Origin of the sequence: Pantoea piersonii, from assembly GCF_003612015.1 — a bacterium.
Lineage (GTDB): Bacteria > Pseudomonadota > Gammaproteobacteria > Enterobacterales > Enterobacteriaceae > Pantoea > Pantoea piersonii.
Genome location: NZ_RARB01000011.1, coordinates 1 through 19630, shown reverse-complemented (window position 1 = coordinate 19630; position 19630 = coordinate 1). Strand labels below are relative to the sequence as shown.

Genomic DNA, 19630 nt, shown 5'->3' with positions numbered 1-19630 from the left:
TGTTTAGGAGAAGAATATGGGTTTTCTTGACAAGCTTTTTGGCAATAAATCAGAAAGCACATCTGGGACGATTGATATTGTTGCGCCTCTGTCAGGCGAAATCGTAAACATTGAAGACGTACCGGATGTGGTGTTTGCCGAGAAGATCGTTGGCGACGGCATCGCCATCAAACCAACCGGCAACAAAATGGTTGCGCCGGTCGATGGCACCATCGGCAAGATTTTCGAAACCAACCATGCGTTTTCAATCGAGTCTGACAACGGCATCGAGTTGTTTGTGCACTTCGGCATCGACACGGTCGAGCTGAAAGGCGAAGGCTTCAAGCGCATCGCAGAAGAAGGCCAGAAGGTCAAGAAAGGCGATGTGGTGATCGAGTTTGATCTGCCGCTGCTGGAAGAGAAAGCCAAATCTACACTGACGCCTGTCGTGATCTCCAACATGGATGAGATCAAAGAGCTGGTTAAGCTCTCTGGTCAGGTTACCGTTGGCGAAACGCCGGTGATCCGCATCAAGAAGTAACAGATTCAGCTAAGAGAAACGGCACCCTCAGGGTGCCGTTTTTGTTTATCTGTTCCGTACGCCGACGCGGGCGCAGCCGCACTTCTTACGCGCGCTTATCCTGCGACTGCCAGCGTGGCAGACGAATAGTCAGCTCCAGCCCGCCCTCAGGGCGATTCACCGCCTGCACCTCGCCGTGATGCGCCAGCACCACCTTACGCACGATAGCCAGTCCCAGGCCATAACCTTTACCCAGCAGCGGCGAGTTAACCCGCACAAAGGGATCGAAGATGCTGGAGAGCTTTTCATCATCCACGCCCGGCCCCTGATCGCGCACGCGGATGGCCAGCCACTGCTGCTCCGCCTGAAGCCTGACCTGAATATGCTGACCGGGCAGCGAGAAACGCAGCGCGTTGCGCAGCACGTTCTCGATGCCGCGGCGGATCAGCTCGGCGTTGCCGCGCACCGTGTAATCGGCGCTTTCGTCAACCTGAAAATTAACGTTCACGCCGGGGATCTGCGCCTCGTAGCGCACGTCGGTGACAACCGCATGCACCAGGCCGGTCAGATCGAAATACTGCTCGTCAGGCATACTCTCATGCCCGGCGCGCGACAGCGTCAGCAGCTCGCCAATCATCTTATCCAGCCGCCGCGCCTCTTCGTCGATGCGATCCAGAGAGGCGTTAACGCTCTCCGGCGTCTGGCGCGCTAAGCCGGTCGCAAGCTGCAGGCGCGCCAGCGGCGAACGCAGCTCATGCGAAATATCATGCAGCAACTCCTCACGCGCGCGCACCAGCGTATCAAGCCGCTCTACCATGGCATCAAACGCCTCCGCCACGTTAGACAGCTCATCATGACGCTTGCGCATCATGGGATAGAGCCGCACGCTGAGATCGCCGTTCGATACGCGTGCAAAGCCCTCGCGCAGCTGGCGCATCGGCCGCGTCAGGTTCCATGCCAGCAGCAGACTAAACAGCAACCCGACCGACCCGGCAAACACGAACATCGGTTCAGGGATATTCAGAATGTGACGCGGCCCGGTCATTCCCATCGAGCTGTCTTCGCGCAGGCCTTTGACGTCATAGCGCAGCTCATACTGCTTGCCGTCCGCGCCTTTCACCCAGCGCACAATAACGTCCGGGAATTTGCCCTGAAACGGCGGGTTAAAGGTTTCCGGCAGCGATTCGCTATGAGCAGGCCGCGCATGCTGGATGACGGAAAAGAACTGACGATCGTTCGGCTCCCAGTCCGCCATCATATTGTCCAGCGAGCTGAGACCGCCGCGCTCCAGCACCGATACCGCTGACGCCATCTGCAGATTAACGATGCGGCGCGTGGCGATGATCTCCGGCGGCTCGTGGTGATTTCCGGCAAACGTAAAACCGAGCCAGAGCAGCTGACTGATAATAACGAACACGATCCAGAAGCCGATCAAAATCTTCCAGAACATGCGTCCGCGATAGTTTTGCTTCATCGAATGCGATAACCGATGCTGCGCACCGTTTCGATATTGACGCTGTCGGCGGTAAGCGCCGACAGTTTCTGACGGATATTGCTGATATGCACATCTACGCTACGATCGTAGGCTTCACGCGGGCGGCCCAGCCCTTTTTCCGACAGCTCATCTTTCGACACCACGCGATCCGGTGAGCGCATCAGCAGATCCAGCAGGTTGAATTCCGAGGCGGTGAGATCGAAGGGTTTGCCCTGCCATTCGGTAATGCGCGTGGCGGGATTAAGCGTCAGTTCGCCCCAGCGCAGCAGCTCTTTTTTATCTGGCAGGGGTGCCTGCTCTTCAAAGCGACGCAAAACCGCGCGCAGACGCGCTACCAGCTCGCGCGGGTAGCAGGGCTTCGGCATATAGTCGTCCGCGCCCATCTCCAGCCCGATCACGCGGTCAATATTGTCGCCTTTGGCGGTCAGCATGATTACCGGCAGGCGGCTGTTCTGCCTCACCTGCCGCAGCACGTCGATGCCGCTCATATCCGGCAGCATAATATCAAGGATCATTGCGGTGTAATGGCCGGAAAGCGCGCCTTCAATGCCCGCGCTGCCCGTTAATACCAGCTGGGTTTCAAACCCTTCTGCAATAAGGTACTGGCTGAGCATGGTGCCCAGCTCCACATCGTCATCAACTAACAAAATTTTCATGGTGGTCTCTCGCCTGAATTGACGCTATTTTGTCCCGAGCGAGCGCCGGACGCAGCCGGTTTTACGCGTTCCTTACAGATTTGCCGTCAGACGATGCTCAGGATGACTATAGACAAAAACGGCCCGACCCCTCCACTCTGGCGCCGCCGGGCCGCTCAAGAGAGGAATTACCGATAGATGCCGGTCGAAAGATAGCGGTCGCCGCGGTCGCAGACGATAGCGACGATCACGCTGCCAGGCTGCGCCTGGGCGATGCGTAAGGCACCCGCCACCGCGCCGCCGGAGCTGACGCCGCAGAAGATGCCTTCACGCCGCGCCAGCGCCCGCATCGTCTCTTCCGCCTCGGACTGCCCCATATCTATCACCACATCGACCAGCTCGGGTCGATAGATGCCAGGCAGATAGGCCTGCGGCCAGCGACGAATGCCGGGAATGGCGCTCCCCTCTTCCGGCTGCAGGCCGATAATGGTTACGCTGTCGCTCTTCTCTTTCAGGTAGCGGCCAACGCCGGTAATCGTGCCGGTGGTCCCCATGCTGGAGACGAAATGGGTCAGACGCCCGCCGCTCTGCTGCCAGATTTCCGGACCGGTGGTCTGGTAATGGCCGAGCGGATTATCGGGGTTATTGAACTGGTCAAGCACGCGACCTTCGCCGCGCGCCATCATCGCCAGCGCCAGGTCGCGGGCGCCCTCCATACCCAGCTCGCGGCTTACCAGCACCAGCTCCGCGCCGTAAGCGCGCATCGCGTCCTGCCGCTCCCGGCTCATATTTTCAGGCATCAGCAAGCGCAGCGCGTAGCCTTTCATCGCGGCGATCATCGCCAGCGCAATGCCGGTATTGCCGCTGGTGGCCTCAATCAGGCGATCGCCTGGCGCGATCTCGCCGCGCAGTTCGGCCTGATTAATCATCGACCAGGCGGCGCGATCCTTAACGGAACCGGCAGGATTATTGCCCTCCAGCTTGAGCCAGATTTCGCTGCCGTTGGCAGGCGTCAGGCGCTGGAGTTTGATCAGCGGCGTATTGCCGATGGTGTTTTGCAGAGTGGTCAAGATGCGTTTCCCGGCGAACATAAGCGAGCAAAAAAAGGGGCGGGACGAGGTCCCACCCGCTGTCGCGTGAGAAAATATCAGGCGCTTTCGGCAAAGGCAACAGCGCGCAGCGGCGTCGCACCCTGATAGAGACGCGCCTGCTGCAGGCCGACGAACAGGCGCTCGCCGCGTACCGGCGCGCTTCGATCGCCGTCGAATACCAGCGAAAAAGGCTCGCTCTGCCATCCGGTCGCCTGGACCACCAGCTGCCAGAAATGCCCGCGCGGGCTCACTTCGAGAACCTGCACCGGCAGCGGCGTTTCCAGGCTGCTCTGCCGCGAAACGTCAATTTCCCACGGGCGCAGGAAAAGTTCGACTGCGCCCTGATGCGCCGGCGTATAGCCCAGCGGCCAGCGGTGAGCGCCGACGTGGAACTGCGAGCCGTGGATCTCCCCGTCGAAGCGGTTTACTTCGCCGAGAAACTCCAGCACGAAGCGGGTGGCGGGATCGCGCCATACCTCGTCCGGCGTACCCACCTGTTCGATATTGCCCTGGCTCATCACCACCACGCGATCGGCTACTTCCATCGCCTCTTCCTGATCGTGGGTGACAAAAACGCTGGTAAACTTCAGCTCCTCATGCAGCTGACGCAGCCAGCGGCGCAGCTCTTTACGCACCTGCGCGTCCAGCGCGCCGAAAGGTTCGTCGAGCAGCAGAATCTGCGGCTCGACCGCCAGCGCGCGCGCCAGGGCTACGCGCTGTTTCTGGCCGCCCGACAGCTGCGCCGGAAAACGGTTCGCCAGATGCGCCAGTTGCACCATCTCCAGCAGGCGCGTCACACGCTGTTTGATTTCAGCCGAGGAAGGCCGTTCGCGGCGCGGCAGCACCGTCAGACCAAAAGCGATATTGTCGAATACCGTCATATGGCGGAACAGCGCGTAGTGCTGAAACACGAAGCCGACCTGACGGTCGCGGGCATGCAGGGCGCTGACATCTTTATTGTGAAAGCGGATTTGCCCGCTGTTCTGGTGCTCCAGTCCGGCGATAATGCGCAGCAGCGTGGTTTTCCCCGAGCCAGACGGCCCCAGTAGCGCCACCATCTGGCCAGAAGGAATATCCAGAGAGATATCGTTCAACACCGAAGTGCGGCCGAAAGATTTATTGATCTGTTTAATCTCAATGCTCATGATTTTCCTCCTGTTGCAGGCGATGCTGCTGTTGCTCTAAACGCCACTGCAACATGCTTTTCAGAAACAGCGTGACGATGGCCATCAGCGTCAGCAGCGCGGCGGCGGTAAAGGCGCCTACCACGTTGTAATCCTGATGCAGTAATTCAATCTGAAGCGGCAGCGTATAGGTCTCGCCGCGAATCGATCCCGATACCACCGAGACCGCGCCGAACTCGCCGAGGGTACGCGCATTGGTCAAGACCACGCCGTACAGCATCGCCCAGCGGATATTCGGCAGCGTAACGCGGCGGAACATCTGCCAGCCGGACGCGCCAAGCAGCACCGCCGCCTCATCTTCGTGGCTGCCCTGGCTCAGCATGACCGGCACCAGCTCGCGCACAACAAAAGGACAGGTAACGAACACGGTCGCCAGCACCATACCAGGCCAGGCGAACATCACCTGAATGTTATGCGCATCCAGCCAGCTTCCTGCGGGCCCGTTAACACCCCAGAACAGCAGATACATCAGACCAGCCACCACCGGCGAGACGGCGAAGGGAATATCGAACAGCGTCAGCAGCAGCTGGCGACCAGGGAAGTTAAAGCGCGTCACCAGCCAGGCGAGCAGCGTACCGAACACCAGATTGACCGGCACGGTAATCAGCGCGACCAGCACCGTCAGCCAGATGGCGTGCAGCATGTCGCTGTCGCCGAGATTCTGAAAAGCGACGCCCAGTCCCATCTTCAGCGCTTCGTAGAAGATAGAGATCATCGGCACCACCAGCAGCAGCAGCGATACCAGCACGCCGATGCCGATCAGCAGCCATTTGCTCCAGTTGACCGGCTGGCGGTCAGCGGCGTTGATGTGGGAGATATCCGCCATTAGTGGCCTCCCAGACGGCGGCCGAAGCGGCTCTGCAGAGTGTTAATCGCAAACAGCAGCACCAGCGACGCCGCGAGGATCACCGACGCGATAGCGCTGGCGGCCGGGTAGTCAAACTCCTGCAGGCGCACAAAAATCATCAGCGAGGTGACCTCGGTTTTCCAGGCGATATTACCGGCGATAAAAATCACCGCGCCGAATTCGCCGATGCTGCGGGTAAAGGAGAGCGCGGTGCCCGCCAGCAGCGCGGGCGCCACTTCCGGCAGCACCACGCGGCGGAAGCTCTGCCATGGCGTCGCGCCCAGCGTCTGCGCCGCCTCTTCATATTCTGGCCCCAGCTCTTCCAGCACCGGCTGTACGGTGCGCACCACAAAGGGGATGCTGGTGAAAGCCATCGCGACGGCAATGCCGAGCCAGGTATAGGAGACTTTGATGCCGAAGGCGTTGTAGATCCACTCGCCATACCAGCCGTTTACCGAGAAAAGACCGGCCAGCGTCAGGCCTGCGACCGCCGTCGGCAAGGCGAACGGCAGATCCACCAGGCCATCCAGCAGCGTGCGGCCAGGAAAGCGATAGCGCGTGAGGATCCACGCCATAATCATGCCGAACACCGCATTAAACAGCGAGGCAACGGCTGCCGAAAGCAGCGTAACCTTATAGGCCGCGACCAGCTGCGGGTTGCTGATCACTTCCCAGTACTGCGCCAGCGTCATCTTCGACAGCTGCATCAGCAGCGCGCTGACCGGCAGCAGCAGAATCAGACAGGTAAACAGCAGGCTGGTGCCAAGGCTCAGACCAAATCCCGGCAGCACGCGTTTCTGAGTTAACGCAAACATTATCCACGCCCCGCTGATAACAGTTGATCCAGCTCGCCGCCGCTGGCGAAGTGGCTCTTCATTGCCTTATCCCAGCCGCCAAATTGCTCCTCCACGCGGAACAACTGCGTCTGCGGGAAACGATCTTTATGCTCGTTCATCAGCTGCGGGTTGTTCACGCGGTAGTAGAAGTCGGTAACGATTTGCTGCGCCTGCGGCGTATAGAGATAGTTGAGATAGGCTTTCGCCGCGTCGGCGTTATTATTGTGCGCGACGTTTTTATCGACCCAGGCCACCGGGAATTCGGCGAGAATATCCGTTTTCGGCACTACCACTTCATACTCATCTTTGCCGTACTGGTTACGAATATTGTTGACCTCGGACTCGAAGCTAATGAGCACGTCGCCCAGACCGCGCTCGGCGAAGGTGGTGGTCGCGCCGCGTCCGCCGGTATCGAACACTTCGACGTTCTTCAAAAATTTCGCCATAAAGGCGCGGGTTTTCGCTTCGTCTCCGCCGTTGGCTTTGCTGGTCGCGCCCCAGGCCGCCAGCCAGGTATAACGGCCGTTGCCGGAGGTTTTCGGATTAGGAAAGACCAGCTTCACGTCGTCGCGGCCGAGATCGGCCCAGTCGTGAATCTGCTTCGGATTACCCTTGCGCACCAGGAACGCCATGGTGGAGTAAAACGGCGAGCTGTTGTTCGGCAGGCGGCTTTGCCAGTCAGCGGCAATCAGGTTGCCTTTATCGTGCAGCACCTGCACGTCAGTCACCTGGTTATAGGTGACGACATCGGCACGCAGCCCCTGCAGGATCGCCAGCGCCTGTTTCGAGGAACCGGCGTGCGACATCTTAATGGTGAGTTTGTCACCGGGATGGCTGGCATCCCACTGTTTTACGAACGGCGCATTCAGGGCGGCAAACAGCTCGCGCGCAACGTCATACGAGCTATTGAGCAGTTCAGTGGCGCTGGCCGCGCCTGCAAGACTGAGCGACAAGGCGATACCGCCAACGATATTTTTCATCGTTCTTTTGGTCATTGGGCACCCTGAGAAAACAAGAGATCCGGCTTACGCCAGCCGTTTGCCCAGTGTATTTATAACCCTGTGAAAAGCAGTAGCGGTTTTATATATCGTTTGATGATTTCAAAGTCGAAAATGGCATAAGACAGCGCAAAAGTTTATGCGCCAGGCAGCAAAGGCGCGGGCCGCGTCAGGCGGCCCGGAGGGAGTGACAGCGGCTGTTACGGTGCTATGCCACAAGCTGTTTTGCCCGCACCCTGCGGAAGGGGGCGGGCTATGGCTTTTAAAGGATTAACGCTGCCAGATAATTTTGCTCAGCTTCCAGCTTTTCAGCACGTCGTCCGACGGCATCAGGCCGTCCGGGCCATGCCAGTCGCCGCTGTAGACATAGGAAAGATGCTGGCTGCCTGGCGCGCGGCACTCCACGTCGTGATTGCCCGCGCCGCCCGCCAGCTTGCAGTTGTTAAAAGCCTTGCTGAATTTGTCGCTAAAGGCGTCGCCAATTTTAGCGCCATCCTGCGCGGCGATATCACTGTCCATCACCTCAATACGCTCTACGCTGCTGCGCCCGCTGATCTGCAGTTTCACTTTACCGTCGTCCAGCGCCTGCCAGAAGGCGATGACATCGCCGTTCTCGCTGCGCATGCCCTGACGCAGCTTGTAGTTGCCTTTCAGGCCGTCGCCGATCGCGCTTTCGCTCATTGCGGTCACGCTGCCGACGCCGCCGACGCCCTGCTCGGTAGCCGTCAGCGATGAACCGAACCAGTTCCACGGCAGCGCAGACGACCAGTGATAGCTCAGCGGGTTATACCAGCTTACGTCTGACTCAGAGGCGGAACCGGTACTGGCACAGCTGCTAAGCAGCGCGGCGGCTACCAGCAGCGAAGAGGGTAACGCTTTCATTAAAACTCCTGTTAACACGGTGCCAAACGGCAGAACTCATTGGAGTCGCCAGCGGCAAAAAAGTTTATTCCGTCAGCTGATGTTCCGGCAGAAAGCAGTCGCGCAGCCTGACGTTGAGCAGCAGCCACAGCAGCGCCAGGCCGTCGAACAGCGTGAGCAGCAGCGGCCAGGGCGAGGTGAGCAGATCGCCAGAGGCGAACGTTGCGCCCTGCCACGCCAGATTGACCGCCAGCGACAGCACCAGCACCCAGCGCCACATCTGCCACAGCCGCGGCCAGCGTGCGCGATAGCCGGTCAGCAGCAGGCCGATGAGCGCAGGCGCGCCAAGCGCCAGCCCGAGCCAGAACGCCTGGCGGTCGGGATAGAAGAGCCCCAGCAGATCGCTGCCCTGCTGGCGCGACGCGCCCGCCATCACCAGCAGGATCCAGGTGCGCGCCAGCAGCAGCAGCGTCAGCCAAAAAAGAAACGGCAGCCGCAGCTGCCCTTTCGCATCATATTCATCCGGCAGATAGTTCACTGCATCAATACTCGCGGTCTTCAATCAGCCGCTTGCCGAGCAGCACTGAATCCACCGGTTCGTAATCCAGCTTCTCATAGAAGGCGACGACCTGATCGTTCTCTTCACGCACCATCAGGTTGATTTTAGGGCAGCCGCGGGCGATAAGCTTTTTCTCCAGCCGGTTCATCAGCGCATTGGCGAAGCCGCGGCCCTGATAGTCAGGATGCACCGCCAGATAGTAGGCGGAGCCGCGATGGCCGTCGTAGCCGCCCATCAGCGTGCCGACCACTTCGCCGCCGACTTCCGCAACCAGAAAGAGGTCAGCATCGTGGTTCATCTTGCGTTCGATATCCAGTTCCGGGTCATTCCACGGACGTAACAAATCGCAACGCTCCCAGAGCGTAATCACCTCTTCAAAATCTTCCTGGCGGAAGGCGCGGATTTCCATCTTCTTTACCTTGCAAATAAGCACAATTCGCTGATTATCACGCATTCGGAGCCGCGTGCAACCCCGGCTAACGCAGCCTGGAGCAAAAAACGCCAGTTTTCCCGTTAGCAACCTGACATACAAAGTAAAGAGCTGAAAGGGTTAGGTCCTCGCAGCGAACAAAATGTTACGATATAACACTCTGCACAATTTCCGCTAATGGACCGGCCTATGCCCACACTTTCTCTGCTCAAGCGTCTTACCAACCGTCGTCAGCTGCTGCTCTCCGGCCTGGCGCTGGCCGTGCTCTCCCCGCGCGCGGTTCAGGCGAAAGAGGAAAGCGCCCCGCTGCGCGCCAGCCCGCGCCATGCGCAGCCTGCGCCGCCGCAGAAAAACGGCAAGCGCATCGTGATGATCGATCCCGGCCACGGCGGCATCGACTCCGGCGCCGTAGGCAGCGAAGGCTCGGAAGAGAAACATATCGTGCTGGAGATTGCGAACAACGTGCGCCAGCTGTTGCAGTCGCATCCGCGCATTGAGGTGCGGCTGACGCGCGATAGCGACCACTTTATTCCGTTGTATCAGCGCGTTGAGATCGCGCACCAGCACGGCGCGAACCTGTTTATGTCGATTCACGCCGACGGCTTTACCAGCCCCGAGGCGAGCGGCGCCTCGGTATTCGCCCTCTCGAACCGCGGCGCCAGCAGCGCCATGGCGCGCTATCTGTCAGATAAAGAGAATGCGGCGGATAAGGTCGGCGGCGCGAAGGTTGAGCAGCAGGATCACTATCTGAACCAGATCCTGTTCGATCTGGTGCAGACCGATACCATCCGCAACAGCCTGACGCTGGGCAAGCATGTGCTGGATCAGATCCGCCCGGTGCATCATCTGCACAGCGAGCATACCGAGCAGGCGGCGTTCGCCGTGCTGAAATCGCCGTCGATTCCGTCGGTGCTGGTCGAGACCTCTTTTATCACCAATCCGCGTGAAGAGCAGCTGCTCGGCACCGCCGCGTTCCGCAGCAAAATCGCGACGGCCATCGCTGGCGGCATTACCCGCTATTTTGATGAGTACGATCGCCGCAATGGTCAGGTATAATCGCGCCACTTTTTTGCAATGAGTCAGATGTCATGCCCGATATTTCCCGCGTTAAAGCCTTTCTGCTGAACCTGCAGGAGACAATCTGTAATCAACTGGCGGCAGCCGACGGCGGCGCGCAGTTTATTGAGGACAGCTGGCAGCGTCCCGGCGGCGGCGGCGGCCGCAGCCGCGTGCTGCGCGACGGCGCGGTGTTTGAACAGGCAGGCGTTAACTTTTCGCACGTTCACGGCGACCAGATGCCAGCGTCGGCGACGGCGCACCGTCCGGAGCTCGCGGGCCGCAGCTTTGAGGCGATGGGCGTGTCGCTGGTGATCCATCCGCACAGTCCCTATGTGCCGACCAGCCACGCCAACGTGCGCTTTTTTATCGCCGAAAAGCCGGGTGCCGATCCGGTGTGGTGGTTCGGCGGCGGCTTCGATCTGACCCCCTACTACGGCTTCGAGGAGGATGCGGTGCACTGGCATCAGACCGCGTTCGATCTCTGCCAGCCGTTCGGCGATGAGGTCTATCCGCGCTACAAGAAATGGTGCGACGACTACTTCTATCTGAAGCATCGCGACGAGCAGCGCGGCATCGGCGGCCTCTTTTTTGACGATCTCAACACGCCGGACTTCGAGACCAGCTTCCGCTTTATGCAGGCGGTGGGCCACGGCTTCCTCGATGGCTATCTGCCGATTGTCGAACGCCGCAAAGCGCTGACGTGGGGCGAGCGCGAGCGCCAGTTTCAGCTCTATCGCCGCGGACGCTACGTGGAGTTCAACCTGGTGTGGGATCGTGGCACCCTGTTTGGCCTGCAGACCGGCGGCCGCACCGAGTCCATTCTGATGTCGATGCCGCCGCTGGTGCGCTGGGAGTATGACTACCAGCCGGAGCCGGATTCGCCGGAAGCCGCGCTGACGCGCGACTTTTTACCGGTGCGCGACTGGTTATAAAGGCGCGGTTTGCGCTTCGACGACGGCAAGCGCAACCATATTCACAATCCGCCTGACCGAAGCGATGCGCGTCAGCACATGCACCGGCTTGCTGATGCCCATCAGCACCGGGCCGACGGTGACGCCCTCCGAGCTGGAGACGCGCAGTAGGTTGTAACTAATGCGCGCCGCTTCGACGTTCGGCATGATCAGCAGGTTCGCCGCCCCCTTCAGCGGGCTGTCTGGCATCAGCTCGCGGCGTATGCTCTCAATCAGCGCCGCATCGCCGTGCATCTCGCCATCCACTTCCAGCTCCGGCGCACGACGCTGGATAATCGCCAGCGCTTCGCGCATCTTGCGCGCCCCGGGCGCGTTTGAGGTGCCGAAGCTGGAGTGCGACAGCAGCGCAACGCGCGGCTCAATGCCGAAGCGGCGCACCGTCTCCGCCGCCAGCAGCGTCAGATCGGCCAGCTGTTCCGGCGTCGGATCCTCATTGACGTAGGTATCGGTAATAAAGGTATTGCCGCTGGGCAGTAGCAGCGCGTTCATCGCGCCCGCCACCTTCACGTCGTCGCGCAGGCCGAACACTTTTTCTACTACGTCATAGTGCTCATGGTAGTCCCCGATGGTGCCGCAGATCATCGCGTCCGCCTCGCCGCGATGCACCATAATGGCGCCGATCAGCGTCGGATTGCCGATCACCGCGCGCTGCGCCTGCTCCGGCGTCACGCCGCGCCGCTTCATCATCTGGTAATACTCGTTCCAGTACGCCTTGAAGCGCGGATCTGATTCGTTGTTCACCACGTCGAAATCTTTGCCCGCTTCGATCTTCAGACCCTGCTTCTGCAGACGCATGGCGATCACGTTGGGACGGCCGATCAGGATCGGCCGCGCCAGCCCGAGCGTCACCAGCTCCTGCGTAGCGTGCAGTACGCGCACCTCCTCCCCTTCCGCCAGCACTACGCGCTTCGGCGCTTTGCGCGCCTGAGAGAAGATCGGCTTCATAAACAGATTGGTTTTGTAGACGAACTCGGCGAGCTTCTCGCGATAGGCATCAAAATCCTCTATAGGACGGGTCGCCACGCCAGATTCCATCGCGGCGCGCGCCACTGCCGGTGCGATCTGCACAATCAGGCGCGGATCGAAGGGCTTCGGTATCAGGTAGTCCGGCCCGAAGCTGAGATCCTGATCGTCATAGGCGGAAGCGACCACATCGCTCTGCTCCGCCTGCGCCAGCGCGGCGATGGCGTGCACCGCCGCCAGCTTCATCTCTTCATTGATGGTGGTTGCGCCCACGTCGAGCGCGCCGCGGAAAATAAACGGGAAGCAGAGCACGTTATTGACCTGATTCGGGAAGTCAGAACGGCCAGTGCAGATAATGGCGTCAGGGCGCACCGCTTTGGCCAGCGGAGGCATAATTTCCGGCTCGGGATTGGCAAGCGCCAGAATCAGCGGATCGCGCGCCATCTTCTGCACCATCTCCGGCGTCAGCAGCCGCGGCCCGGAGCAGCCGAGAAAGATATCCGCGTTTTCGATCACCTCTTCCAGCCTGCGCGCGCCGTTATCCTCTACCGCATAGGCGGCTTTGGTGGGCGCCATGCTGGCTTCGCGATCGCGGTAGATCACCCCTTTCGAATCGCACACCACAATGTTCTCTTTTTGCATGCCGAGCGCCACCAGCAGATTCAGGCAGGCGATAGCCGATGCGCCCGCGCCGGAGACCACCAGCCGCACCGAGGCAATCTCTTTGTTAACGATGCGCAGCCCGTTAAGCACCGCCGCGGTACAGATAATTGCCGTACCGTGCTGGTCGTCGTGAAATACCGGAATCTTCATGCGCTGGCGCAGCTGCTGCTCAATATAGAAGCACTCCGGCGCTTTGATATCCTCCAGGTTAATGCCGCCAAAGGTCGGCTCCAGCGCGGCGATAACGTTGATCAGCCGTTCCGGATCCTGTTCGTCAATCTCGATATCAAAGACGTCGATACCGGCGAATTTTTTGAACAGCACCCCTTTGCCTTCCATTACCGGTTTGCCCGCCAGCGCGCCGATGTTGCCGAGTCCAAGCACCGCAGTGCCGTTGGAGATCACAGCCACCAGATTGCCGCGCGCGGTATATTTATGGGCCGCCAGCGGATCCTGCGCAATTTCCAGACAGGGCGCGGCGACGCCGGGCGAGTAGGCCAGTGCCAGATCGCGCTGGGTGGCGAGAGGTTTAGTGGGGGAAACCTGGATTTTGCCCGGAGTGGGATACTGATGAAAATCCAGCGCGCTCTGCTTGAGTTGGTCGTCCATCTTCGGTTCCTTTTTCAGCTTCAGTGCGCTGGCAGTATAAAAGGCGGACCGAAAGGAAAACGTCGGGGCGATCGCGATAAGGCAGTTCGGTACGTAAAGGGCGCGCAGAGCGGAAAGTGCGGTTAATCCGGCAGAAATCGTCAGTTCTGCTAACCTTTGAGATGCGCGATTTTCGCCCCCCGGCTGACTGACAGGATGTTGCAGCACGCTATCCCTGTTTGACGTCACGCTGTTTTCGCCGCGCGGGGCCCCGATGAGTTCAGCCCATCGCAATAATCAGAAAAAGAGTATTTTCATCATCGAACGCCTGATGCACTGTGTTGCAGGGTGAAATCATTCGCAATAAAGAATTGCTCATCAAGGAGTTAAAAGATGAACCAGCTAGAGGCACTAAAACAGTTCACAACCGTCGTGGCGGACAGCGGCGATATCGAATCCATCCGCAACTACCATCCTGAAGACGCCACCACTAATCCTTCTCTGATCCTGAAAGCTTCCGGCCTCGAAGGCTACAAGCACCTGATCGACGACGCCATCGACTATGCGAAAAAGCAAGGCGGCAGCAAAGAGACGCAGATTATCAACGCCAGCGATAAAGTCGCGATCAATCTCGGTATGGAGATCCTGAAAAGCATACCGGGCCGTGTTTCGACCGAAGTAGATGCACGCCTCTCTTTCGATCGTGGCATGTGTGTGACCAAAGCAGAAAAACTGGTTCGCATGTATGAAGATCACGGCATTGACCGCTCGCGCATTCTGATCAAGCTGGCTTCTACCTGGGAAGGCATCAAGGCGGCTGAAGAGCTGGAGAAGAACGGCATTCACTGTAACCTGACCCTGCTCTTCTCCTTCGCTCAGGCGCGCGCCTGTGCGGAAGCGGGCGTTTTCCTGATTTCGCCGTTCGTCGGCCGTATTTACGACTGGTATAACAGCCGTAAACCGCTCGACCCGTACGTTGTTGATGAAGATCCGGGCGTGAAATCAGTGCGTCGCATCTATGACTACTACAAAAAGCACCGTTACAGCACCATCATCATGGGCGCGAGCTTCCGTAAAGTAGAACAGATTATCGCGCTGGCGGGCTGCGACCGTCTTACTATCTCCCCGAACCTGCTGGAAGAGCTGCAGAACAGCGATGCGCCGGTTGAGCGCAAGCTGGAGCCGTCTACCGAAGGTTTCCATCAGCCTGCGTCGCTCTCTGAAGCGGAGTTCCGCTGGGAGCACAACCAGGATCCGATGGCGGTAGAAAAACTTTCCGACGGCATCCGTCAGTTTGCCGTCGATCAGCAGAAACTCGAAGACGTGCTGGCTGCACGCCTGTAGTTTTTGTCTGTTTAACTTTGTCGGGCGGGTTTTCCCGCCCGCACTTCTGCTCAACGAAGGGAGAACCCTATGTCATCACGCAGAGAGCTGGCGAACGCAATTCGTGCGTTAAGTATGGATGCGGTACAAAAAGCAAACTCAGGTCACCCGGGCATGCCAATGGGCATGGCGGATATCGCCGAAGTGCTGTGGCGCGACTACCTGAAGCACAACCCGACTAACCCCGTCTGGGCCGACCGCGACCGTTTTATCCTGTCCAACGGCCACGGTTCAATGCTGCTTTACAGCCTGCTGCACCTTACCGGCTACGATCTGCCGATGGAAGAGCTGAAAAACTTCCGTCAGCTCCATTCGAAAACCCCAGGCCACCCGGAAATCGGCTACACGCCGGGCGTAGAAACCACCACCGGTCCGCTGGGCCAGGGTCTGGCCAACGCCGTGGGTCTGGCGATCGCTGAACGCACGCTGGGCGCGCAGTTCAACCGCCCGGGTCACGATATCGTTGACCACTTCACCTATGTCTTTATGGGCGACGGCTGTCTGATGGAGGGGATCTCCCACGAAGTCTGCTCGCTGGCGGGCACGCTGGGTCTCGGCAAGCTGATCGGCTTCTACGACCACAACGGCATCTCCATTGACGGCGAAACCGAAGGCTGGTTTACCGATGACACCCATAAACGCTTCGAAGCCTATAACTGGCATGTGGTCGGCGAGATCGACGGCCACGACGCTGAGGCGGTGAGCCGCGCCATTAAAGAAGCGCAGAGCGTAACCGACAAACCGTCGCTGATTATCTGCCGCACCATTATCGGTTTCGGCTCGCCGAACAAAGCCGGTAAAGAGGAGTCGCACGGCGCGGCGCTGGGCGACGCGGAAGTGGCGCTGGCGCGTAAAGAGCTGGGCTGGACTTCGCCGCCGTTTGAAATCCCGCAGGAAATTTATCAGCAGTGGGACGCCAAAGAGGCGGGCGCCGAGCGCGAGCGCGCCTGGAACGACAAGCTGGCGGCCTATAAACAGGCGCATCCGGAGCTGGCCGAAGAGTATCAGCGCCGCATGAACGGCGAAATGCCGTCGACGTGGGAAAAAGAGACCCTTAAATTCATCACCGACCTGCAGGCTAATCCGCAGAAAATCGCCAGCCGTAAAGCGTCGCAAAATACGCTGGAGCATCTCGGCTCGCTGCTGCCGGAGCTGCTGGGCGGCTCAGCGGACCTGGCGCCCAGCAACCTGACTATCTGGTCTGGTTCAAAGCCGATTAAAGAAGATCCGGCGGGCAACTATATTCACTACGGCGTGCGCGAATTCGGTATGACCGCTATCGCTAACGGCATCGCCCACCACGGCGGCTTCGTGCCTTACACCGCGACCTTCCTGATGTTCGTAGAATATGCGCGTAACGCCGCGCGTATGGCGGCGCTGATGAAAGCGCGTCAGATTATGGTGTATACCCATGATTCCATCGGCCTCGGCGAAGATGGCCCGACGCACCAGCCGGTCGAGCAGCTCGCCAGCCTGCGCCTGACGCCTAATTTCAGCACCTGGCGTCCCTGCGATCAGGTTGAGACGGCGGTGGCGTGGAAAGCCGCTATTGAGCGTCATCACGGTCCGACCGCGCTGATCCTGTCGCGTCAGAACCTGCTGCAGCCGGAACGTACCGCTGCCCAGGTCGAGAATATCGCGCGCGGCGGTTACGTGCTGAAGGATTGCGACGGCACGCCGGACGTCATCCTGATCGCAACCGGTTCGGAAGTGGAGATCACGCTGGGCGCGGCGGAGAAACTGACCACCGACGGCCATAAGGTGCGCGTAGTGTCGCTGCCGAGCACCGACGTGTTCGACAAGCAGGATATCGCCTATCGCGAATCTGTGCTGCCGTCCACGGTGCGCGCGCGCGTCGCGGTGGAAGCGGGCATCGCCGATTACTGGTTCAAATATGTCGGTATCGACGGCAAAATCGTCGGCATGACCACCTTCGGCGAATCCGCGCCAGCTGGCAAACTCTTCCCTGCCTTCGGCTTCACCATTGAAAACGTCGTGGCGCAGGCGGAGTCGTTACTCAAGCCCGCGTAATGCTTCAGGCCCTCTCCCTTGCTGCGGAGAGGGCCTTCTCCTTTCACAGCCTGAAACAGAAAAAAATCGCTTTAGCCCCCTTCACCGCTTGCGTAAACCCATTACTATAGGATCCTTCCCTGACTCATCTGGCTGGATGCTTTCCCGTTGAAAAAACGTACTCCTTATTTACTGGCCTTAATGGTTTCCCTGATGCCATTAGCAGGCAAAGCGCAGATCACGCCCGATCCGCTGCTCTCTTCCCAAATTGTCGATCGGTACGCTGAACACATTTTTTACGGCAGCGGCGCTACCGGCATGGCGCTGGTCGCTATCGACGGGAACCAGCGCGTTTTCGCCAGCTTTGGCGAAACCCGACCAGGCAACAACGTGCGTCCGCAAAAAGATTCCCTGATCCGCATCGCCTCGCTCAGCAAGCTGCTGACCAGCGAAGTGATGGTGAAAATGGCAGAGCGCGGACAAATTCGCCTGGACGACCCGCTGAGCAAATACGCGCCGCCGGGCGCGCGCGTGCCGAGCTACGCCGGTCAGCCAATTCGCCTGATTAACCTCTCTACCCACACCAGCGGCCTGCCGCGTGAACAGCCCGGCGGCAAACCGCATCGTCCGGTCTTTGTCTGGCCGACGCGCAGCGAACGCTGGGACTGGCTGGCTGGCGCGAAGCTGAAAGCCGCGCCGGGCACCGACGCGTCCTATTCGAATCTGGGCTATGACCTGCTGGGCGACGCGCTGGCGCGTGCTGCCGGTACGCCCTATCCGGCGCTGCTGCAACAGCTCATCACTCGCCCGCTCGGCATGAAAGACACCACCTTCACGCCTTCGCCGGAGCAGTGCGACCGCCTGATGGTGGCGGAGAAAGGCGCCAGCCCCTGCAATAATACGCTGGCCGCCATCGGCAGCGGCGGCGTCTACTCGACGCCGGAAGATATGGGCCGCTGGATGCAGCAGTTCCTCGACTCGGCGGTTAGCCCGCGTTCGCCGCAGGTCGATCGCATGCAGACGCTAATCTACCGTCGCGACCAGCTGGCGAAGGTGGAAGGCATGGACGTGCCGGGCAGAGCCGATGCGATTGGCATGGGCTGGGTCTATATGGGGCCGAAAAATGGCCGCCCCGGCATTATCCAGAAGACTGGCGGCGGCGGTGGTTTCATCACCTATATAGCGATGGTGCCGCAGCATAACGTTGGGGTGTTTGTCGTGATCACCCGCTCGCCGCTGACGCGCTTTACCGCGATGAGCGACGGCGTCAACGATATGCTGGCGGAGCTGGTCGGCAACCAGAACGGTTCGCCGATGATGGTACAGGCGATGCGCTAAGGCGCGGTCGCGGGCGACGGCTGGGATACCCACAGGGTCGGCCAGTCGTCGCTGCTGTGCCAGGCGTCGCAGGTGGACTCTTCGGCATATTCCGCCAGCGTGAAGTCGCTGCCGTTAAAACGCCAGCGCGTGGCAGAGCCGCAGTCGCCCAGTCCGCGCCCTTTGCTGAAGGTGTACAGCTGGCCGGTGTTGGCGTCATAGTCGGCGTTGATCAGCTCCAGCTGTCGCTCACCGCGCGGCGGCGTAAACGGCAGCGTCAGGCTAATGCCGCGCGCCACATAGGGTGCGGCGCGCGTCACCTCAAACGCCAGATCGATCACGTTGTAAGCCCCCATCTCGCAGCTCACCATTAGCAGCGCCTTGCTGTCCGTCAGCGGCGCGACGTTGACTTCACGCCGCATCGGATCGAGCGAGCAGGCATCGCTGTTAAGGCGCCAGGTGCCGTAATCAAGCAGCCCGCTGGTTTCCTCATGCGTCAGCGCGGCCGGTGGCGTTCCCTGGGCGGGCAGCTGCGGCAGCGGTGGCGCAGGCGGCACATCCCACAGCGCGCGCGAGCCGCGCTTTATCCAGGCGCTCATGCCGTTAACTCTGCCCTGCACGTCATCTATCAGCAGCAGCGCCGCTTTCAGGCCATGCAGCGAGATAGCTGCCTGCGCGTTGTAGGTGAGCTGTATTGCATCCGCGTCGAGGATTTGCGCTAAAAATTCATCAATGGCGATAGTATTGCTGGTGGCGAGATGGTGCGGCTCTACCGTCCAGTGCTTGAAGTCGGGACGCAGGCGACGCTGATCGAGCAGCAAATTATCCTGCAGCGGCGCGCCGGGAATTTCTCCGCTGTAGGCGCTGCCGTAGTCGATACGCAGCAGCGGACGATCGTTAACGCCGGCATGGCGCGCGATAGTCATCACCAGCCCTTTGTCGCCCGGTATATTGCGCGCCACGCAGAACCCGGCGTTATTGCAGGTCACCTGCCAGTCGGAAAATGACTTTTGCAGTGGATCGGCTTTAACGCAGGCAATGAAAAGGAATGGCAATACCAGCAGTGACTTCGTCCAGGTCGGCATCAGGAAAAACGGTCCCCAAAATCTCAGAGTGGAGATGATAGCGCAACGGCCGGACATCCGGGTGATGCTGCCAACTTACTGATTTAGTGTATGATGGTGTTTTTGAGGTGCTCCAGTGGCTTCTGTTTCTATCAGCTGTCCCTCCTGTTCAGCTAC

Annotated in this window: 18 protein-coding genes; 6 read left to right on the top strand and 12 right to left on the bottom strand. The window is 59.8% G+C overall.

The genetic code is table 11. The features are described from left to right. Positions 1–16 precede the first annotated feature (16 nt). A complete protein-coding gene (crr, locus tag D7S44_RS21005) occupies positions 17–520 on the top strand; it encodes a PTS glucose transporter subunit IIA (protein WP_033753703.1) in 504 nt (167 codons plus the stop codon). Positions 521–605: 85 nt separating this feature from the next. On the opposite strand, the gene D7S44_RS21000 is transcribed toward crr, so the two are convergent. The 10 genes from D7S44_RS21000 to D7S44_RS20955 form a co-directional block, all read right to left on the bottom strand. Then, positions 606–1973 carry an ATP-binding protein gene (locus D7S44_RS21000; protein WP_120458172.1) on the bottom strand — a complete coding sequence of 456 codons (1368 nt, stop codon included), beginning with the start codon at positions 1971–1973 and terminating at the stop codon, positions 606–608. Continuing rightward, entirely contained in the window at positions 1970–2650 is a 681-nt protein-coding gene (locus D7S44_RS20995) for a response regulator transcription factor (RefSeq protein WP_120458171.1), read from the bottom strand. Before D7S44_RS20995 ends, D7S44_RS21000 begins: the two co-directional genes overlap by 4 nt. A gap of 167 nt (positions 2651–2817) precedes the next feature. Next, positions 2818–3699, bottom strand: a complete 882-nt coding sequence (gene cysM / locus D7S44_RS20990) for a cysteine synthase CysM (protein WP_120458221.1) — start codon at positions 3697–3699, stop codon at positions 2818–2820. A 77-nt stretch (positions 3700–3776) separates the two neighbouring features. Continuing rightward, positions 3777–4865, bottom strand: a complete 1089-nt coding sequence (cysA, locus tag D7S44_RS20985; RefSeq protein ID WP_120458170.1) for a sulfate/thiosulfate ABC transporter ATP-binding protein CysA — start codon at positions 4863–4865, stop codon at positions 3777–3779. Further along, positions 4855–5730 (bottom strand): sulfate/thiosulfate ABC transporter permease CysW, encoded by an 876-nt coding sequence (cysW, locus tag D7S44_RS20980; RefSeq protein ID WP_120458169.1) that lies wholly within the window; start codon positions 5728–5730, stop codon positions 4855–4857. Before cysW ends, cysA begins: the two co-directional genes overlap by 11 nt. Further along, entirely contained in the window at positions 5730–6566 is an 837-nt protein-coding gene (gene cysT, locus D7S44_RS20975; RefSeq protein ID WP_120458168.1) for a sulfate/thiosulfate ABC transporter permease CysT, read from the bottom strand. Before cysT ends, cysW begins: the two co-directional genes overlap by 1 nt. Beyond that, on the bottom strand, positions 6566–7582 hold the full coding sequence (locus D7S44_RS20970; RefSeq protein WP_120458167.1) for a sulfate ABC transporter substrate-binding protein: 1017 nt from the start codon (positions 7580–7582) through the stop codon (positions 6566–6568). The genes cysT and D7S44_RS20970 overlap by 1 nt, the downstream gene beginning before the upstream one ends. 273 nt (positions 7583–7855) lie before the next feature. Continuing rightward, positions 7856–8467, bottom strand: a complete 612-nt coding sequence (locus D7S44_RS20965; RefSeq protein WP_120458166.1) for an RpoE-regulated lipoprotein — start codon at positions 8465–8467, stop codon at positions 7856–7858. A gap of 64 nt (positions 8468–8531) precedes the next feature. Next, on the bottom strand, positions 8532–9008 hold the full coding sequence (locus D7S44_RS20960; RefSeq protein ID WP_218834665.1) for a DUF2919 domain-containing protein: 477 nt from the start codon (positions 9006–9008) through the stop codon (positions 8532–8534). Continuing rightward, positions 8989–9414, bottom strand: a complete 426-nt coding sequence (locus tag D7S44_RS20955) for a GNAT family acetyltransferase (protein ID WP_120458165.1) — start codon at positions 9412–9414, stop codon at positions 8989–8991. Before D7S44_RS20955 ends, D7S44_RS20960 begins: the two co-directional genes overlap by 20 nt. A gap of 210 nt (positions 9415–9624) precedes the next feature. On the opposite strand from D7S44_RS20955, the gene amiA reads away from it, so the two are divergent. Continuing rightward, positions 9625–10491, top strand: a complete 867-nt coding sequence (gene amiA / locus D7S44_RS20950) for an N-acetylmuramoyl-L-alanine amidase AmiA (RefSeq protein WP_120458164.1) — start codon at positions 9625–9627, stop codon at positions 10489–10491. Between the two features lie 32 nt (positions 10492–10523). Further along, on the top strand, positions 10524–11426 hold the full coding sequence (gene hemF, locus D7S44_RS20945; protein ID WP_120458163.1) for an oxygen-dependent coproporphyrinogen oxidase: 903 nt from the start codon (positions 10524–10526) through the stop codon (positions 11424–11426). On the opposite strand, the gene maeB is transcribed toward hemF, so the two are convergent. After that, complete coding sequence (maeB, locus tag D7S44_RS20940; RefSeq protein WP_120458162.1) at positions 11421–13700, bottom strand: NADP-dependent oxaloacetate-decarboxylating malate dehydrogenase; 2280 nt, start codon at positions 13698–13700, stop codon at positions 11421–11423. The two genes, hemF and maeB, sit on opposite strands and share 6 nt — an antisense overlap. Positions 13701–14072: 372 nt before the next feature. Here maeB and tal point away from each other — a divergent pair, with 372 nt between their 5' ends. The 3 genes from tal to ampH all read left to right on the top strand — a co-directional run bounded on the left by tal (position 14073) and on the right by ampH (position 18410). Then, entirely contained in the window at positions 14073–15023 is a 951-nt protein-coding gene (gene tal / locus D7S44_RS20935) for a transaldolase (RefSeq protein ID WP_120458161.1), read from the top strand. Positions 15024–15092: 69 nt separating this feature from the next. Continuing rightward, positions 15093–17093: a transketolase gene (tkt, locus tag D7S44_RS20930; protein WP_120458160.1), complete on the top strand. Its 2001-nt coding sequence runs from the start codon at positions 15093–15095 to the stop codon at positions 17091–17093. A 147-nt stretch (positions 17094–17240) separates the two neighbouring features. Further along, on the top strand, positions 17241–18410 hold the full coding sequence (gene ampH / locus D7S44_RS20925; RefSeq protein ID WP_120458159.1) for a D-alanyl-D-alanine-carboxypeptidase/endopeptidase AmpH: 1170 nt from the start codon (positions 17241–17243) through the stop codon (positions 18408–18410). Here the strand turns inward: ampH and D7S44_RS20920 are convergent. Next, positions 18407–19474 (bottom strand): DUF1176 domain-containing protein, encoded by a 1068-nt coding sequence (locus D7S44_RS20920; protein ID WP_120458158.1) that lies wholly within the window; start codon positions 19472–19474, stop codon positions 18407–18409. The genes ampH and D7S44_RS20920 overlap by 4 nt on opposite strands. Positions 19475–19630 lie beyond the last annotated feature (156 nt).

Bases quoted from the DNA above. Each gene is read 5' to 3' on its own strand.
- crr (WP_033753703.1), top strand. From the start codon at position 17: ATGGGTTTTCTTGACAAGCTTTTTGGCAATAAATCAGAAAGCACATCT.
- D7S44_RS21000 (WP_120458172.1), bottom strand. From the start codon at position 1,973: ATGAAGCAAAACTATCGCGGACGCATGTTCTGGAAGATTTTGATCGGC.
- D7S44_RS20995 (WP_120458171.1), bottom strand. From the start codon at position 2,650: ATGAAAATTTTGTTAGTTGATGACGATGTGGAGCTGGGCACCATGCTC.
- cysA (WP_120458170.1), bottom strand. From the start codon at position 4,865: ATGAGCATTGAGATTAAACAGATCAATAAATCTTTCGGCCGCACTTCG.
- cysW (WP_120458169.1), bottom strand. From the start codon at position 5,730: ATGGCGGATATCTCCCACATCAACGCCGCTGACCGCCAGCCGGTCAAC.
- cysT (WP_120458168.1), bottom strand. From the start codon at position 6,566: ATGTTTGCGTTAACTCAGAAACGCGTGCTGCCGGGATTTGGTCTGAGC.
- D7S44_RS20970 (WP_120458167.1), bottom strand. From the start codon at position 7,582: ATGACCAAAAGAACGATGAAAAATATCGTTGGCGGTATCGCCTTGTCG.
- D7S44_RS20965 (WP_120458166.1), bottom strand. From the start codon at position 8,467: ATGAAAGCGTTACCCTCTTCGCTGCTGGTAGCCGCCGCGCTGCTTAGC.
- D7S44_RS20955 (WP_120458165.1), bottom strand. From the start codon at position 9,414: ATGGAAATCCGCGCCTTCCGCCAGGAAGATTTTGAAGAGGTGATTACG.
- amiA (WP_120458164.1), top strand. From the start codon at position 9,625: ATGCCCACACTTTCTCTGCTCAAGCGTCTTACCAACCGTCGTCAGCTG.
- hemF (WP_120458163.1), top strand. From the start codon at position 10,524: ATGCCCGATATTTCCCGCGTTAAAGCCTTTCTGCTGAACCTGCAGGAG.
- maeB (WP_120458162.1), bottom strand. From the start codon at position 13,700: ATGGACGACCAACTCAAGCAGAGCGCGCTGGATTTTCATCAGTATCCC.
- tal (WP_120458161.1), top strand. From the start codon at position 14,073: ATGAACCAGCTAGAGGCACTAAAACAGTTCACAACCGTCGTGGCGGAC.
- tkt (WP_120458160.1), top strand. From the start codon at position 15,093: ATGTCATCACGCAGAGAGCTGGCGAACGCAATTCGTGCGTTAAGTATG.
- D7S44_RS20920 (WP_120458158.1), bottom strand. From the start codon at position 19,474: ATGCCGACCTGGACGAAGTCACTGCTGGTATTGCCATTCCTTTTCATT.